Origin of the sequence: Bradyrhizobium sp. SZCCHNR3119, from assembly GCF_032487775.1 — a bacterium.
Lineage (GTDB): Bacteria > Pseudomonadota > Alphaproteobacteria > Rhizobiales > Xanthobacteraceae > Bradyrhizobium.
This window is the reverse complement of sequence record NZ_JAUEUV010000001.1, coordinates 153,390-169,570: the sequence shown is the minus strand read 5'-3', so window position 1 is coordinate 169,570 and position 16,181 is coordinate 153,390. Positions and strand designations below refer to the sequence as shown.

The 16,181-nt window shown below is 64.2% G+C and carries 18 protein-coding genes and 1 tRNA gene; 11 read left to right on the top strand and 8 right to left on the bottom strand.

Going from position 1 to position 16,181, the window contains the following annotated elements; genetic code table 11:
* Positions 1-4: 4 nt before the first annotated feature.
* The 9 genes from soxC to QX034_RS00755 all read left to right on the top strand — a co-directional run bounded on the left by soxC (position 5) and on the right by QX034_RS00755 (position 6,537).
* A complete protein-coding gene (soxC, locus tag QX034_RS00795; RefSeq protein ID WP_316196039.1) occupies positions 5-1,291 on the top strand; it encodes a sulfite dehydrogenase in 1,287 nt (428 codons plus the stop codon).
* Positions 1,275-1,982 carry a c-type cytochrome gene (locus QX034_RS00790; protein ID WP_409977596.1) on the top strand — a complete coding sequence of 236 codons (708 nt, stop codon included), beginning with the start codon at positions 1,275-1,277 and terminating at the stop codon, positions 1,980-1,982. Before soxC ends, QX034_RS00790 begins: the two co-directional genes overlap by 17 nt.
* A gap of 29 nt (positions 1,983-2,011) precedes the next feature.
* On the top strand, positions 2,012-2,440 hold the full coding sequence (locus QX034_RS00785) for a hypothetical protein (RefSeq protein WP_409977726.1): 429 nt from the start codon (positions 2,012-2,014) through the stop codon (positions 2,438-2,440).
* Positions 2,441-2,453: 13 nt separating this feature from the next.
* Entirely contained in the window at positions 2,454-3,359 is a 906-nt protein-coding gene (locus QX034_RS00780; RefSeq protein WP_316194929.1) for an alpha/beta hydrolase, read from the top strand.
* Between the two features lie 9 nt (positions 3,360-3,368).
* A complete protein-coding gene (locus QX034_RS00775; protein WP_316188981.1) occupies positions 3,369-3,809 on the top strand; it encodes a DsrE family protein in 441 nt (146 codons plus the stop codon).
* 28 nt (positions 3,810-3,837) lie between these two features.
* Entirely contained in the window at positions 3,838-4,938 is a 1,101-nt protein-coding gene (locus QX034_RS00770) for a YeeE/YedE family protein (RefSeq protein ID WP_315705948.1), read from the top strand.
* A gap of 88 nt (positions 4,939-5,026) precedes the next feature.
* The gene (locus QX034_RS00765; RefSeq protein WP_315705949.1) at positions 5,027-5,569 is read left to right on the top strand and encodes a YeeE/YedE thiosulfate transporter family protein; all 543 of its coding nucleotides are present in this window, start codon (positions 5,027-5,029) and stop codon (positions 5,567-5,569) included.
* A 13-nt stretch (positions 5,570-5,582) separates the two neighbouring features.
* Entirely contained in the window at positions 5,583-6,134 is a 552-nt protein-coding gene (locus QX034_RS00760) for a YeeE/YedE thiosulfate transporter family protein (RefSeq protein WP_315705728.1), read from the top strand.
* A 49-nt stretch (positions 6,135-6,183) separates the two neighbouring features.
* The gene (locus QX034_RS00755; protein ID WP_315705729.1) at positions 6,184-6,537 is read left to right on the top strand and encodes a rhodanese-like domain-containing protein; all 354 of its coding nucleotides are present in this window, start codon (positions 6,184-6,186) and stop codon (positions 6,535-6,537) included.
* 255 nt (positions 6,538-6,792) lie between these two features.
* On the opposite strand, the gene QX034_RS00750 is transcribed toward QX034_RS00755, so the two are convergent.
* The 5 genes from QX034_RS00750 to QX034_RS00730 all read right to left on the bottom strand — a co-directional run bounded on the left by QX034_RS00750 (position 6,793) and on the right by QX034_RS00730 (position 9,337).
* Positions 6,793-7,680 carry an MBL fold metallo-hydrolase gene (locus QX034_RS00750; protein ID WP_316194928.1) on the bottom strand — a complete coding sequence of 296 codons (888 nt, stop codon included), beginning with the start codon at positions 7,678-7,680 and terminating at the stop codon, positions 6,793-6,795.
* A 69-nt stretch (positions 7,681-7,749) separates the two neighbouring features.
* Entirely contained in the window at positions 7,750-7,947 is a 198-nt protein-coding gene (locus QX034_RS00745; RefSeq protein WP_315705731.1) for a DUF2892 domain-containing protein, read from the bottom strand.
* Between the two features lie 110 nt (positions 7,948-8,057).
* Positions 8,058-8,726 carry a Crp/Fnr family transcriptional regulator gene (locus QX034_RS00740; protein ID WP_315705732.1) on the bottom strand — a complete coding sequence of 223 codons (669 nt, stop codon included), beginning with the start codon at positions 8,724-8,726 and terminating at the stop codon, positions 8,058-8,060.
* A 150-nt stretch (positions 8,727-8,876) separates the two neighbouring features.
* Positions 8,877-8,953 (bottom strand) — tRNA-Arg (locus QX034_RS00735).
* 123 nt (positions 8,954-9,076) lie between these two features.
* A complete protein-coding gene (locus tag QX034_RS00730; protein WP_316194926.1) occupies positions 9,077-9,337 on the bottom strand; it encodes a hypothetical protein in 261 nt (86 codons plus the stop codon).
* A gap of 235 nt (positions 9,338-9,572) precedes the next feature.
* On the opposite strand from QX034_RS00730, the gene QX034_RS00725 reads away from it, so the two are divergent.
* Positions 9,573-9,992 (top strand): hypothetical protein, encoded by a 420-nt coding sequence (locus QX034_RS00725; RefSeq protein ID WP_315705734.1) that lies wholly within the window; start codon positions 9,573-9,575, stop codon positions 9,990-9,992.
* Between the two features lie 19 nt (positions 9,993-10,011).
* Here the strand turns inward: QX034_RS00725 and QX034_RS00720 are convergent, their stop codons facing one another.
* The 3 genes from QX034_RS00720 to QX034_RS00710 all read right to left on the bottom strand — a co-directional run bounded on the left by QX034_RS00720 (position 10,012) and on the right by QX034_RS00710 (position 14,338).
* A complete protein-coding gene (locus QX034_RS00720) occupies positions 10,012-12,264 on the bottom strand; it encodes a cation:proton antiporter (protein ID WP_315729534.1) in 2,253 nt (750 codons plus the stop codon).
* Between the two features lie 239 nt (positions 12,265-12,503).
* A complete protein-coding gene (locus QX034_RS00715) occupies positions 12,504-12,821 on the bottom strand; it encodes a histone (RefSeq protein ID WP_315705736.1) in 318 nt (105 codons plus the stop codon).
* A 74-nt stretch (positions 12,822-12,895) separates the two neighbouring features.
* The gene (locus tag QX034_RS00710; protein WP_315729533.1) at positions 12,896-14,338 is read right to left on the bottom strand and encodes a deoxyribodipyrimidine photo-lyase; all 1,443 of its coding nucleotides are present in this window, start codon (positions 14,336-14,338) and stop codon (positions 12,896-12,898) included.
* Positions 14,339-14,424: 86 nt separating this feature from the next.
* Here QX034_RS00710 and QX034_RS00705 point away from each other — a divergent pair, with 86 nt between their 5' ends.
* Positions 14,425-16,170 carry a Cache 3/Cache 2 fusion domain-containing protein gene (locus QX034_RS00705; protein WP_410050925.1) on the top strand — a complete coding sequence of 582 codons (1,746 nt, stop codon included), beginning with the start codon at positions 14,425-14,427 and terminating at the stop codon, positions 16,168-16,170.
* The last annotated feature ends 11 nt before the right edge of the window (positions 16,171-16,181 follow it).

Genomic DNA, 16,181 nt, shown 5'->3' with positions numbered 1-16,181 from the left:
GATGATGTCCAAGGACAACAAGAATCAACCAGCCTCGCTGGCCCGGCAGTCCCGGCGCGGTTTTCTCGCTGCGGCCGGCGGGCTTGCGGCATCTGCGGTTGCACCTTCGGCGCGGGCGGACGGCAACCCGGCCAATCAACCGCCGAACGTGCCCGAATGGACGCGTTCGCTCGGTGAGGGCGTCGCAGCGCGCCCCTATGGCAAGCCGTCGAAATTCGAAAAGGACGTGATCCGCCGCGACGTCGAATGGCTGACGGCATCGCGCGAATCCTCGGTCAGCTTCACGCCGCTGCATGAGCTCGAAGGCATCATCACGCCGAACGGGCTGTGCTTCGAGCGGCATCACGGCGGCATGGCCGATGTCGATCCGGCCGATCACCGCCTGATGATCCACGGTTTGGTCGAGCGGCCCTTAATACTCTCTCTCGAAGAGTTGAAGCGCTATCCGCGTGTCAACCGCATCCACTTCATGGAATGCGCTGCCAATTCCGGCATGGAGTGGCGCGGCTCTCAGTTGAATGGCTGCCAGTTCACTCATGGCATGGTCCATTGCGTGCAATATACGGGCGTGTCGCTGCGTACTCTGCTGGAGGAGGTCGGCGTCAAGAGCAACGGCAAATGGCTGCTGGTCGAGGGCGCGGATGCGGCCGCGATGGACCGCAGCCTGCCGATCGAGAAGGCGCTCGACGACTGCATGATCGCCTACAAGATGAATGGTGAGGCGCTGTATCCGGAGCAGGGCTATCCGATGCGGCTCGTCGTGCCTGGCTGGCAGGGCAATCTCTGGGTCAAGTGGCTGCGCCGGATCAAGGTCGGCGATCAACCCTGGCAGACCCGCGAGGAGACGTCGAAATACACCGACCTGTTGCCAAACGGCAAGGCGCGGCGCTTCACCTGGGTGATGGATGCAAAATCCGTGATCACGAGCCCGAGCCCACAGGCGCCGATCAAGCACGGCAAGGGCTTCACTATCTTGTCCGGCCTCGCCTGGTCGGGCCATGGCAAGGTCAAGCGCGTGGACGTCTCGCTCGATGGCGGCCGCAATTGGTGGCCGGCGCGACTCGACGGTCCGGTGCTCGATAAGACGCTGACCCGCTTCTATTATGAGTTCGACTGGAACGGTGAGCCGCTCCTGCTGCAGTCGCGCGTCCAGGACGAGACTGGTTATGTGCAGCCTTCCAAGGCGGAACTGCGCAAGGTGCGCGGCTACAACTCCATCTATCACAACAATGGCATCCAGACTTGGCACGTGCAGGCCAACGGTGAGGTCGAGAATGTTGAAGTCGCCTAAGCTTGTCGCAGTAGCCGCGCTGGCGTGCCTGACCGGGTCCGCCGCATTGGCCGGTGGGCTGAGCGGGTCCAAAGCCGAGTCGAAGCCAACTGTTGCACACTACGATATCGGCCGTGCACCGACGCCCGAGGAGATCCGCGGCTGGGATATCGACGTACGCCCCGACGGCCAGGGGCTGCCGGTCGGCAAGGGCACGGTCGCCCAGGGCGAGAAGCTGTTCATGGACAATTGCGCGACTTGCCATGGCGAGTTCGGCGAGGGCAATGGCCGCTGGCCCGTGCTGGCGGGCGGCAAGGGATCGTTGACCGCGGACAATCCGGTCAAGACCGTCGGCTCCTACTGGCCGTATGCGTCGACGGTGTTCGACTATGTTCGGCACGCGATGCCGTTCGGCAATGCCGAGTCGCTCGGCGTCAACGACTACTACGCGCTGGTCGCCTATGTTCTGTACCTGAACGACATCGTTACGGATCAGAATTTCGAGCTGAACGAGAAGAATCTCGCCTCGATCAAGATGCCGAACGAAGCCGGATTCATCATGGATGACCGTGCGACCAGCGAAAAGTCCTTCTGGCAGAAAGACCCGTGCATGAAGGATTGCGTCGCGCCGGTGAAGATCACCGGGCGTGCGACGATCGTTGACGTCACCCCTGAAGACGCCAAGGAAGGAAAGTCTAGAGGAGTCGAATGACGCTGGCTGCGCCCAGTGGCCGCGGTCTGATGCTGGCGATCATCTCTGCCGGCCTTCTACTCATGACTGCCGCGCCGCTTCGAGCGGCCGAACCGCACAAGCTGGCGCTGCAGATCAGCGATGACGATCCGGTGAAGATGAACGCGGTGCTCGATGTTGCGGCCAATGTCTCGCGGCACTACACGGGACAAGGCGAAGAGGTCGACATCGTCGTCGTCGCCTTCAACGGCGGGCTCGACATGCTGCTGGCCGACCGCTCGCCGGTCAAGGAGCGCATCGTCGGTTTTGCCAAATCGATGCCCAATGTCAGCTTCATCGCTTGCGGCAACACGCTCGAGACTCTCGCCAGAAAGGAAGGCCGGCAGCCGCGCTTGATTGAAGGTGTCAGCGTCGTCGACACCGGAGTTGCCGCGCTGATGGATCTTGCGGAGAAGAACTGGACGATCGTGCGTCCTTGAATGGGATCATCCGATGCGCTGCCGGTTCGCGCTTGCGTTTCTCTTTCTGACCTCTGCATCGGTGCTTGCCGCCGAAGAAGCGCGCGAATTGACCATCGCCGGGCATGTTACCCTGGGAACGTTGCGGCTGCCGCCCCAGCCTTCGGCGGACATGCCCATCGTCGTGATGACCCACGGCACCCTCGCGCACAAGGACATGGGGACGGTGCAGGGCCTGTCGAAAGCGCTGGCCGAGCGAGGCATCGCCACCCTCGCTCACACGCTGTCGCTCGGTGTCGACAGGCGCAAGGGCATGTACGATTGCGCGATCGCCCACGACTATACGTCGGAGGATGCCGTGGCCGAGATCGCGGCGTGGATTGCCGAAGCGCAGCAAACGTCGTCGCGCGTGTATCTGCTGGGCCATTCGCGCGGCGGCAACCAGGTCGCGCGCTATCTGGCGTCGCATCCGCCCGGATCCATCAAGGGAGCCATCCTGCTGGCGCCGGCCACGACCGCCGTCGAGACCGGTTTGCGCGCAGCCTATGCCGAAACTTTCGGGCAGCCGCTCGAGCCGTTGCTTGCACGCTCCGACGCTGCCGTGAACGCCGGGCGCGGCGGCGAGTGGATGACGATGCCCGGCTTCATTTATTGTCGCGACGCCAAGGTGACGGCTCGCGCTTTTTCGGCTTTCTATCGGGCCGACCCGCGCCAGGACACGGCCGGCCTGATCGCCGAAATTGCAGTTCCGGTCCTCGTGCTTGCCGCGGCTCAAGACAAGACAGTGCCGGATGTGCAACAGTCATTCGCACCGCTGGTCTCGCGGACAGGGCGTCGCGTGCGGCTCGAGACCGTTGAGGACGCCGATCATTTCTTTCTCGATCTCGCCGCCGAGGATGCCGTCGATCGTATCGCAGGCTTCATCACGGACGTGCGTTAGGAGGACTTCATGGAACGACGGTCGATCATGCGCGCCGGACTTGCCGGCCTCATCGGAGCTTTCGGCATCAGCCGGGCGATGGCGGCGCCTGAACGACCGCGGCAGCGCGTCGTCTACCATCTGGCGGATCAGGATCGCGTCCTGTTCGTTCTCGGCAATATCCAGAATCATATCGACGGTACCGGCGGGCCGGGCAAGGCGGATATCAGGCTGGTCGTGCATGGTCCCGCCCTGCGCGCCTTCCACGCGATCTCTGTCGATACCAATATCGCGGGACTCTCGGACCGCCTGATCAAGGCCGGCACGGTGTTCGAAGCCTGCGCCAACACGATGAAGGCGCAGGGCGTGAAGCTGGATGATCTCACGGATGGCTTCATCGTGGCCGAGAAGGGCGGGGTGGTTAGGCTGACCGAGCTGCAGCAGGACGGCTACGCCTATCTGCGCCCTTAGCGGCGAGGTCTAACGCGAGACCGTGGCCGTGTTCACCGAAGCGATCGATCTCTTGGGCGAAGATCTGGTCTCCCTGTTGGGCGGGCTCTTGGTCGGAGGCCTGTTCGGTTTTTTCGCCCAGCGCAGCCGCTTCTGCCTGCGTGCCGCGACCATCGAGTTCTCGCGCGGGGAAGGCGGGGCACGCCTGTCGGTCTGGCTGCTCACCTTTGCCTCCGCCGTGCTGGGGACGCAGGCCTTCGTCGCGGCCGGTCTGCTCGACGTCTCGGAAGCCCGCCAGCTCGCGCAGCAGGGCAGCATCTCCGGTGCCATCATCGGTGGCCTGATGTTCGGCTGCGGCATGATCCTGGCGCGCGGATGTGCCAGCCGCCTGCTGGTGCTGTCCGCCAACGGCAATCTGCGTGCCCTGTTGTCCGGCCTCATCTTCGCGGTTGCGGCCCAATCCGCCTATCGCGGACTGCTGTCGCCGGCACGGGAGTGGCTGACCAATCTCTGGTTGGTCGACGGCGGGCCTTCCCGTGACATCATGAGCTTGTTCGGCGGTGGCACGCCTGAGAAGCTCGGCTTCGGAATGTTGTGGCTGCTCGCCGGCCTCGCCGGCGCGCTGCGTTTCGGGGTCAGCCGGCGCATGATGCTGGCCTCTGTTGCTACTGGGGCAGCGGTCGTTGCCGGCTGGATCTTCACCTACCATCTGGGGCAGGCCTCGTTTGCGCCCGTGACCTTGAAGAGCCTGACATTCAGCGGGCCCTCCGCCGAGCTCCTGATGCAAGTGGCTGCCAACCAGCACCTCAAGCCCGATTTCGACCTCGGCGTGATTCCCGGTGTTTTCCTCGGCTCCTTCGTTGCGGCGGCGCTGGCGCATGAGTTGAACCTCGAAGGCTTTTCCGACGGCCGCGGAATGCGCCGCTATCTCATCGGCGCCGTGCTGATGGGATTTGGCGCGATGCTTGCCGGTGGTTGCGCGGTCGGGGCGGGCGTGACCGGCGCCTCGGTGTTTGCGCTCACGGCCTGGCTGGTGCTGGGCGGGATGTGGTTCGGCGCAGCGGTCACCGATCTCGTGGTCGACCGCTGGATGGCGGCCCCCAAATCGGACCTGCGTACCGGCGATCTCACCGGATCGACGGCGTCATAATTATCTTCACAAATTCGAATATACGAATATAGTAAATTTCATCAGCGTTGACGCTGTCGAAGGCAGGGAGGTGTTCGCCGTGACGATGATGACCGATGTCATGGTCCGTGACGTGCCAAGATCCGAACCGAGCAGATGGTCGCCTTATCTCGTCGGTGCAGGGATCGGCGTGTTGAGCTGGGTCGCTTTTGCCGTGTTCGGTGATCCGCTGGGCGTCACGACCGCTTATTCTCGCGTGGCATCGCTGTTTGCGCTTCCGGTGTTGGGGCCTGATGCCGTGGCGGCCAACAGCTATTGGAAAGCAATGCCGCTCAAATGGGATTATGGCGTCTGGTTCCTGGTCGGCATTCCGCTCGGCGCTTTCCTGGCCGCAATCGTCTCGGGTACCTGGCGGCTGGAACTGGTTCCGGAGGTCTGGAAGGAGCGGTTCGGCCCGTCAGTCTTCAAGCGCTTCGTCGCAGCGTTTTTCGGCGGCATTGTCATCATGTATGGCGCGCGGCTGGCCGGCGGCTGCACCAGTGGCCACGGCATCTCCGGCGGGCTTCAGCTTGCCGTGTCGAGCTGGCTGTTCTTGGCTGTGATGTTCGCGACCGGCCTGTTGGTGTCGCGCCTCATGTTTCGCAAATCGTGAAAGGGATCAGGTCATGACCTCGATGATGAGCATTGCCGGCCCGCTTCTGATGGGCGCCGTGTTCGGATATCTGCTGCAACTGGGCAAGGTCACAAGCTGCAACGTGATCGAGAACCAGTTCCGGCTGCGTGACTTCACCGTGCTGAAAGTGATGGGCACGGCAATCGTGGTCGGCGGCGTCGGTGTGCTGCTGCTGGTCGATACCGGCAATACCAAATACTATGTCAAGGACGCCAATATGCTGGCGGTTGCGCTGGGTGCCGCGTTGTTCGGCATCGGCATGGTCGTCTATGGCTATTGCCCCGGAACGGCTCTCGGCGCGATTGCCAGCGGCAGCGTGCACGCCGCCGTCGGCGCGTTCGGCATGATCGTCGGCGCCGTTCTCTATGCGCTCAGCTTCGACTGGGTGAAGGCGCATGTCCTCAACGTCTGGACGCTTGGCAAGGTGCGGTTGCCCGACATCACCGGCGTGCCCGACGCGGCCTGGTTCGTCCTTCTCGCGATCGGCGCCGGCGCGTTCTTCTTCTGGGTCGAGTCGTCGGAAGCCAAGCGGGCGCGTCGCTAGAGCGACCCCGGGAGGGGCGCAATGCAGTCAGATCATGGAGAGACCAACGATGTTGTCCGGATTATTGAGCAAGCTGACGGGATCAGCCAGCGTCCCGGCGATCGAGCACGATGAATTGGTTCGCGCGCATCAGGAGCGTAGCTGCGTCATTGTCGATGTGCGCGAGCCGCACGAGTTCAAAAGCGGGCACATTCCGGGCGCCGTCAATCATCCGCTGTCGCAGTTCGACCCGGCAAGCCTTGCCAAAGACCTTGCCGAGGACAAGCCGGTCGTCCTGATCTGCCAGGCGGGCGGCCGCTCGGCCACGGCATTGCGCCGCGCACTCGCTGCAGGCGTCGAGGGGGTGCGACACTACGCCGGCGGCATGAGCGGCTGGCGCGCGCGGGGCGGTCCGGTCGCTTAGCGCGGCGTCACCCGGGGCGGCTTGGCCATGGGCCGGCGAACTCGCCGGCGAACTCCTGGCGGCGTTCGACACTTCCGCGGGCGGTCGCGCTGCCGCCCAGGCCAGTCGAGGCGGCGCAGCTGAAGGCCCCAAGCTAGGCTGTCAGCGGACCTCTTGTCGTAGGACCGGGCTCTCCCGCCAAGTCGTACGGAGCTTCGCATCAGGCAACTGACGTGCCTGTGACGTTGAGGGGCGACGCAGAGCTATTGCGCGCTGCTAGAGCACATTGATCGGGACCTTCAAAAAGGTCTTGCCGCTGGCATCCGGTGGGGGCAGGTGCCCGGCGCGGATGTTGATCTGAAGCGAGGGAATGATCAGGCGCGGCATGCCGAGCGTCTTGTCGCGCGCCTCGCGCATGGCGACGAACGCGTCTTCGCTGACGCCGTCGCGGGCGTGGATGTTGTGCAGCCGTTCTTCGCCGACGGTCGTTTCCCAGCGAACCGCCCGGCCGTCGGGCGCATAGTCGTGGCACATGAACAGCCGGGTGCCGTGAGGCAGGGTTTCTAGGATCTTACGGATCGATCGGTATAGCGTGCGCGCATCGCCGCCGGGAAAATCCGCGCGTGCCGTCCCGCCGTCCGGCATGAACAGGGTGTCGCCGACGAAGGCGGCATCCCCGATGACGTGTGTAGCGCAGGCCGGCGTGTGTCCAGGCGTGTGCATCACGAATGCCGTCGTCTTGCCGATGGCGTAGGTATCGCCGTCCTTGAACAGCCGGTCGAACTGGCTGCCATCGCGGCGAAACTCCGTGCCCTCGTTGAACACCTTGCCGAACGTCTTCTGCACCGTCAGGATATGTTCGCCGATCCCGATCCGCCCGCCGAGCTTGCTTTGAATATAGGGCGCCGCCGAAAGATGATCGGCATGGGCGTGGGTCTCAATCAGCCATTCGAGCTGAAGCCCGTTCAACTTCACGTAATCGATCAGAACGTCCGCGGATCTCGTGCCGATGCGAGCGGCCGCATAGTCGATATCCATGACAGGATCGATGATCGCGCACGACGACGAGGATGGGTCCTTCACGACGTAGCTGATCGTGTTGGTCTCCGGATCGAAAAATCCTGCCACTTTCGGCTGGACCCTGATGTCGATGGGATAGGGCATGGCTGCTCCAGGGCTAGGGCAAGGAAGGCGTCGCGGCTCGTCCGCGTCGCCTTCCTCCGGGCGGCCCAATCATCTAGCGGATTTGGCTCCGCAAGTGTTGATGCCGAGCATCGCGTAGGGCGGGCACCAACCGATCAGCGCCGTTCCGAGCGGGATCAATCCCAGCAGTCCCCACAATGTCTTGGGGCCGACGAATACAAGGCTCAGGACCGCCAGTCCGACCACGAGCCGGATCAGCCGATCCGTCTTGCCGACATTCTGTGTCATCGAGGTGCTCCCCTTGGCTTTGCGATGATGACCGAAAGAGTAGGGCAGGGCGCGCCGGACGTATGTAACTAAGTCACCGAGCGGCGAGCGTCGGATTGGGACGGACCATATCAGCTGTGTTGCGCGAGCCGCGTGAGCGCTGCCCGGTCGACAATATCGACTGTCCCGCGCGACACTTTGAGCCAGCCTCGGCGGGCGAATTCGTTGAGCTGCCGGCTGATAACCTCCCGCGCGCTGCCGAGCTCGTTGGCAAGGTCCTGGTGCGTTGCGTTGATGTGTCCCTTCGGGCCGGAAAGCTCGACCAGCTTCTGCGCCAGTCTGACGTCGATGCGCGCGAAGGCGACTTCCTCGATGACGCGAAACAGGTTGGTGACGCGGCGACTGAAGGCGGTAAAGACGAACTGGCGGAATTCCCGCGAACTGGCGATCAATTGGTCGAACAACGCGCGCGGGATCGCGACTGCCCGGACCTTGGTTTCGGCTATTCCTTCGGCTTGGTATTCCTCGTAGCCCATCAGGCAGGCCGTGGTCAGCGCGCAGCTCTCGCCGGCCTGGACGCGGTAAAGCACGATCTCGCGGCCCGACTCCGATGTCTGCTGAACGCGAATCGTTCCTTCGAGCAGGAGCAGGAAAGACTCCGGCGCCTGGCCGGGCCCGAAGATCCGGCTGTCTTCGGGCAGCTCGACGATCAGGCTCGTGTCACGCAGTTGGACGAAGACGTCGCGCGGCAACTGCCGGATCGGCGGGAAGGCGTGCGTCCAGTCCTCGTTCGGCGACATGGCAGGATCCGTGCAAGTGGCAGGCCCACTTGAGGTGGTCTGCCACAGCATTATGAATGCGTCCAGCCGAGGGTGGATGGCGCGATCAATCGAGACTGTTGCCGCAAGAAGCGCGTCCAGCGCCGACGGAAATGCCTGGCGAAGTAGCCTTGGCGCGCTCGGAGAGATTCGAACTCCCGACCCTCGGAATCGAAATCCGATGCTCTATCCAGCTGAGCTACGAGCGCGTGCTGGGCCTATCGGCCACGGGGCCTCCGGATAGCAGACTTGGCGAGAGAGGGCCAGTGTCCGCTGGCCCTTACACGCGGATCATTGCGCGGTTATGCCGGGCTACCGGACGTTGCACGAGATCAGAAGCAGGGATGGCGGGCTCGGTCCTGGCCGACATAGGCGGCCGAGCTCTGATAACAATGGTTCGTCGACGGCCCGTCATAATAAGCGAAGGTTCCGGGTACCTCGCCGGGGCCGTAATTGTGCAGGTAGCTGATCGGATAGGGCAGTCCGAGATAGCTGCGATGACTGTGATGGTGGCTGCGCGCTTCCGCTAGCGTGGGGACCAGGCCTGCCGTTGACACAATCAAGGCGGCGGCGAACAGCTTCGACATGCTCATCTCATTTCTCCGGAAACAACGCTAAGGCCCGTTGTCGAACCAATAATCTAGCGCGAACGGGCCGGAAAAGCTGCGCAAAAGCGAATGAGGATTGCCAAAATTTTGGCCTTTTCCGGATGCTTAACCGATTCCTAAGACAGTCCGGCAAAAGTCCTGCAACGTAAGGTGGGGGGTAGCGCCCCGCTGACATCCACCGGGGTTCTCTCTTTTGAAGCGCCGCCTCTCGCCTCTGCTGATGCTTTTGCTCGTCGCCGCGACGCCGGCGCGCGCCGACCTGCACATCACGCGCGACCATGGCGGCTATATCGAGGAATACAAGGCCAAATACCAGCACATCCGCGATACCAAGCAGCGCGTCATCATCGACGGTATCTGCAATTCGGCCTGCACCCTGGTGTTCGGCATCGTGCCGATGAACAAGATCTGCGTCACCCCGCGCGCAAGCCTCGGCTTCCACCTGGCCTATTACGACAAGGCCTTCACCTTCGGCATCAAGGTCACCAGCGTTGAGGGGACGTCTGAATTGATGTCCTATTACCCCGACACGGTGAAAGATTGGATCCGTCGCAATGGCGGGCTCACGACCGAGATGAAGAAGATCAAGAACGGGGTCGAACTCTGGAAAATCGTCGATCCCTGTCCCGACGCCTGGTAACGGCATCCCGTCACCCCCGTCACGCGGCCGCGCGCTTGGCGGGCTGATTGGTTTCGGCCGAGACCAGTAGCACCGGCGCGCTCGAGCGGGCGAGCACGGTTGCAACGATCGCACCGAAATCCAGCGTCTCGCCTTGCAGGCGGTCGGCGCCCAGCACAACCAAGTCTGCGTTCATCGTGGCCGCTTCCTCCAGGATCGCTTCGTCCGGCGCAGTGTTGCCACGGGCGGATGTCGTCGCGCTCAACCGATAGTGTTCCGCGGCGATTGCGGCGTCCGCCAGCACCTGCCGCGCGCGTTCCTGTTCGCCGTCGGATCCGGCGCAGCTCGCGCCGTTGCCGCTTGTCGTGGAGATGTAGAGCAGATGCAGGCGCGCGCGACTCGTGCGGGCAATCGCAATCGCGACTTCGGCGCCACGGCGCGCTACGCTGCGCCCGGAGACCGGCACCAGAATGCGCCCGTTGTGCGGCGGAAGCTCAGCGCCCCCCTTGGCCAGCACGAGGGCCAGCGGCCCCTCGAAGCCAGCGGCGAGCTCTTGTACGGCCGGGCTGAACCCGCCCTCGGGGGACAAGACGCCCTCGATCCCGACGATCATAAGGTCAAAACCCTTGCGGGCCTCGTCCTCCACAGCTTCGCGTAGCGTGGTCTCACGCGCGCGCGTCATCACATCCAGCGCGCCCTGCGTTCCGCTCTCGCTCGCGCCTTGCTTCGCAGCATCCTTGACAGCTGCTTCCGAATTGCCGGTGGGGGCCGAACTCGAGGCATGCGCGCGCTCGTTGACCTTGAGCACGGTGATCGGCCGTGCCTCCGGTCCGGCCAGAAGCCCCGCGATCTGCGCAGCGAGGCGGGCACTCGCGCTATCATCCACCGCTAGCAACAGCCGTTCGAGATTGCTGACGAAGCTCTTGTCTTCGAACTCCTCGCGCTCCAGCCGGTCTTTCTCGTCCTGTCGTGGCGGCAAGCGCGCCAGCGCGGCGCGCAGCATTGGCGGCATTGCCAACGTGGTCAGGATCGCCATGATCACGATCATCGAGAACATGGTCTGGCTGAGAACCCCGATCGAGAGGCCGATCGAGGCGATGATCACCTCGGTCGAACCGCGTGCATTCATGCCGCTGGCGAGCGCCAGCGACTCCTTGCGGTCGAGCCCGCCAACGGCACCGCCAACCAGCGCGCCGGCAAATTTGCCGAAGCTTGCGATCACGATCAGGCCGGCCGTGAAGAGCAGCAATTCGGGCGTGCGCAACTGCGTGAGATCGGTTTCGAGACCTGCCAAGCCGAAGAATACCGGCGTGAACAGGCTCGTGATCAGGCCGCGCAGACGTTCGTCGATCTGTCGGGTCAGGATCGGGGATTCGCCGACCAGCACGCCGGTGACGAACGCCCCGAGCACCGTGTGAACCCCGATCAGATGCGTGATCAGTGCCATCGCGCTCATCAGGAGCAGGATCACGGTGACGACCGGTGATGAACTCACCAGGTGGTCATTGGCAAGCCTGATCAGCAGGAAGACCAGCCGCCGTCCGACGGTAAAGCTTAGAGCCAGAAACAGCAGTGTGCCGAGCACAGCCTGGCCGATCGAGCGCAGATCCAATGTGTCGTGCGCGGCGATGCTGAAGATCATCGCAATGATGATCCAGCCGATCGTGTCGTCGATGATCGCAGACGCCACGATGATCTGGCCGACGTTACGGCGCATGAAGTTCATCTCGCGCACGACCACAGCGACGATCTTGACCGAAGAGATCGAGAGCGCCGTGCCGAGGAACAGCGAGGCAACGAGCCGGGCCTCGGGCTGGGGCAACAGGCTCGCAGGCATCACCTCGCCAAGCGCAAAGCCGCAGGCGAACGGAACCGCAATCCCGAACAGGGAGATGGTCATCGCGGGGCGGCCGACCTTGCGCACCAGCTTGAGGTCGATCTCCATGCCTGTAAGCAGCAAAAGCAACAGGATGCCGAACTGGGCGAGGCCCTCGATCATCGCCTTCTGCGCCGGCGCATGCGGGAAGATTGCGGCTTGCGCCGAGGGCCAGATCCAGCCGAACACGGAGGGGCCGAGCAGAAGGCCGGCGAGCAGTTCTCCGATCACCGAGGGCTGGCCGATGCGCTGCATCACCTCGCCGAGCCCGCGGCCGATCCCGATCAGCAGGGCGACCTGGACGAGCAACAGGAACTCCGAGCCACGCTCGGCACCGCCGACCTCGGCATGCGCGGCCGGCGCGATCAGAACGACGGCGAGCCCACCCCACACAATCGTTCGGAGCCTGCGGCCCATCGCATCCTCCGCGTTCACGACCGGTATTGTCGGTCGCAGCGGGCTAAGCGTGGTCGTACGGAGAAGTTCCAGCCCTCGCGCCGGTGGCCGGCGCGAGCAGGGCGGTATCGATCGAGCTCGCGACGGCGCGGAGCTCAAAACGAAACAATCCAGCACCAGACTGTCCCTCATCGGGCACTGGATTGTTTCGCGACAGCCAATCTCTGAGCGCCAAATGCGCTCTCGGATCGGTCTTGATCTCAGCGCTTGGCCTTCTTGGTCTTCTTCTTGCTGGCCTTCTTGGCCGTCTTGGCGGAACTCTTCGCGCTCTTCTTGGCGGCTTTCTTGACCGTCTTTTTCGCCGCCTTCTTGCCGGTCTTCTTGGCAGACTTCTTGGTCGCGACCTTCTTGGCCTTGGCGGCCCGCTTCGGCGCGGCCTGCTTCGGTGCGGCTGGTTTGGCAGCCTTCTTGGTCGCGCGTCCGACCTTGGCGACCACGGTCGTCACCGCTTCTTTCGCGGTGTCGGCCGCAGTGCTGATCGCATTCGTCGCTTGTTCGATGAGAGGCGTATCGTCCATATCGGTCCCCCGATGTGTTGAAACGCATGAACGATAGCTGGATTCTCGGACCTGTCAAAGCGAAGCGCAACTAATCAGCTCCGGCGAAGCGTTGCGTGGGCTGCGAGGGCGCGTTCCCGCGCTCGCTTGTGGTCGACGATCGGGGCCGGATAGGTTCGGCCGAGTTCGATGCCGGCGCCGGCAAGCTCGAGCGGCGGCGCGGTCCAGGGCTGATGGATGAGTGGTGCGGGGAGGCGCGCCAACTCGGGCACCCAGCGCCGGACGTAGGCGCCATCGGGATCGAATTTCTCGCCCTGCAACACCGGGTTGAACACCCGGAAATAGGGGGCGGCATCGGCGCCGCAACCCGCAACCCATTGCCAGCCGGCCGGATTGTTGGCGGCGTCCGCATCCACCAGCGTGTCCCAGAACCATTGTTCGCCGGCCCGCCAGTCGGTGAGCAGATGCTTGACCAGGAACGACGCGACCACCATCCGCACGCGGTTATGCATGGTTCCGGTGTGCCAGAGCTGGCGCATGCCGGCATCCACGATCGGATAGCCGGTCTGACCACGCTGCCAGGCGGCCAGCGCTCGGCCGTCGTCACGCCAGGGGAAATCGTCGAACGATCGCTGCAGGTTGCGCCTCGCGAGGTCGGGGTTGTCATAGAGCAGCTGGCGGCTGAACTCGCGCCAGCCGAGTTCGCTGAGAAACTTGTCGATCCCAGCCGAGCGAGCCGGCTGTTCGGCCGCGGCAAAGCGCGCGGCGTGCCAGACCTGCCGCGGACTGATTTCGCCGAACCGCAGATGCGGCGACAAATGTGAGGTCGCATCGAGATCCGGACGGTCGCGATCGGCGGCATAGGTCTGCACGGACTGCGCGAGGAACGCGGCGAGCTTTGTCCGCGCGGCTTGCTCGCCGACGTGCCAGGTTGCGCGCAGCCCACCGGCCCAGTCGGGCCTGGTTGGCTCGAGCCGGAAGTCGTCGATGGCAAGGCTCGTCAATCCTGAGACCGAACGGAAAGATCGGGGCGCTGGCAATGGCTGCGGCGGGTCGCCCATCGCCAGCACGCGTTTCCAGAATGGGGTGAACACGCGGGGGCCGCGGCCGTCTTTGGCCCGCAGCACGGCGGGATCGACCAGGAGATCGTCGGGAAAGCTCTTGCTCTCGATGCCAAGGGCGGCCACCGCCTCTGCGACCTCGGTTGCCACGGCTTGCTGCTGCGCCTGCGCGACATCGTTCCAGAACACGGCTGCCGCATTGGTCTCAGATGCGAGCGTGCGCAACACCTCGGCCGCCGCACCACGCCGCAGGACGAGGTCGGCCCCAGCGGCACGCAGACTTGCCTGCAGCGATTGCAGCGATTGCGCCAGCCACCAGCGCGTCGCGCCGCCCAGCGGGCGTAAGCCTGGACTCTCCTCGTCGAAGACATAGACGCAGATGACCGGCGCTCCGGTGCCGACGGCTGCGTGGAGGGCAGGGTGGTCCGATAGGCGGAGGCTCCCGCGGAACCACAAAATAATAGGACGCACCGGCATCTTAGGTGTCCTTCTACCGCGTGAGGGGTCCGAGTCCGTAATTCTCCGTGCCGGAAATAACGGGATCGAAACGAAATACGGGCAAGATGCGAACCGGTTGCAATTCCCAAAAAAGGTCGAATCCGTTGTCCGTCAAGCTCAAGCTGGGCACGAAGGCGCTTGTCGGCGCCGCCCTCGTCATCGCGCTCAACACCGCGCTCGTCATCGGCGCGGCTTATTGGTCGCTGACCTCCGACTTCGACGAGCGCGCCAAGAAAGACATCGAAGGCAATCTGCGCACCCTGGCGCTGACCTTTGCCGAGTCGTTCAAGGACGCCAAGGTGAGCTTGCAGGACGGCTCGGTCGTCCGCATCGAGATTCCGGCGTTTCCCGAACTCAAGGATCACGCCATCGTCGACCGCGCCATCTCCTACGCCGGCGGCAACGCAACCTTGTTCGTCTACGACGATGCGAGCGGGCAGTTCGTGCGGCGTTCGACCAATGTGAAGAAGGAGAACGGCGAGCGCGCGGTCGGTACCCAGCTGGCATCCGATCATCCAGGGCAGGCCGCCCTGCGGCGCGGTGAAGCCTACAAGGGCCCGGCGACGCTGTTCGGGAAAACCTTCATGACGGCCTATTTTCCGCTCACCAATCCGGCCGGGAAGGTGATCGGCATCCTCTATGTCGGCGTGCCCATGGCCGAGCTCGACGCCATGCTGACGCAGGCGATGCGGACCATGATGATCGCAGCCGCCATCGCGGCGCTGCTCGTGCTCGGGCTCACCGTGGTGGTCGTACGCCGCCTCACTAAGCCGCTGTCCTCGGTGACCGCCGCGCTGACCGGCATTGCCGAAGGCCGTGACGACATCGCGATCGATTGCGATGACCGCGGCGACGAGATCGGCGAGATCGCGCGGACCTTGGCGGTGTTCCGCAGCGCCTCGAGCGAGCGGCAGCGGCTGCGCGAAGAGCAGGCGGCTGCGGCCACTGCCGCCGCGGAGCAGCGCCGGGCCGAACTGCGGCGGTTCGTGGATGGCTTCCAGGCCAGTGTCGGCGGCATCATCGAGCATGTGATGCGCGCGTCCGGCGAATTCGAGCAGGTCGCACAGCAGCTGACGCAGACCGCGCGCAGCACGGCGGAATTGTCCGGCCGGTCGGCGGGCGCATCGGAAGCGGCTTCCGAACACGTCCGCTCCGCGGCTGCGGCCTCTGAGGAGCTGTCCGGCGCGATCGGCGAGATCACCCGGCGCGTGGTGGAATCGACCTCGATCGCCGCCGAGGCGGTCAAGCAGGCCGTGGCCACCGACCAGCGTATCAAGGAGCTGTCGGAAGCCGGCAACCGCATCGGCGACGTCGTCAAGCTGATCACGACCATTGCCGAGCAGACCAACCTTTTGGCGCTGAACGCCACCATCGAGGCGGCGCGAGCGGGCGACGCGGGCCGCGGCTTCGCCGTGGTGGCCCAGGAAGTGAAGACCCTGGCGGGACAGACTGCCAAGGCCACGGAAGAGATCTCCAGCCAGATCGCCAACATGCAGCTGGTGACGCAGGAATCGGTCGAAGCCATCAAGGCGATCGGCCAGACCATCGAACGGATCAGCGAGATCGCCACCTCGATCTCGTCCGCCGTCGAGCAGCAGCGTGCGGCGACGCAAAACATCACCCAGAGCGTCCGCTCGGCCGCGAGCGGCACGAGCGAGGTCGTCAGCAACGTCCGCAACGCGGCGCGCGGGGCGGATGAGACCGGCGAAAGCTCGCGCCGGATGTTCGCGTCCGCTCAGGCGCTGTCGGGCGAGAGCCTGCGCCTGAAGCAGGAGGTCGAAAACTTCCTGAACGGCATGCGCGCGGCATAACGCCGGCGCGA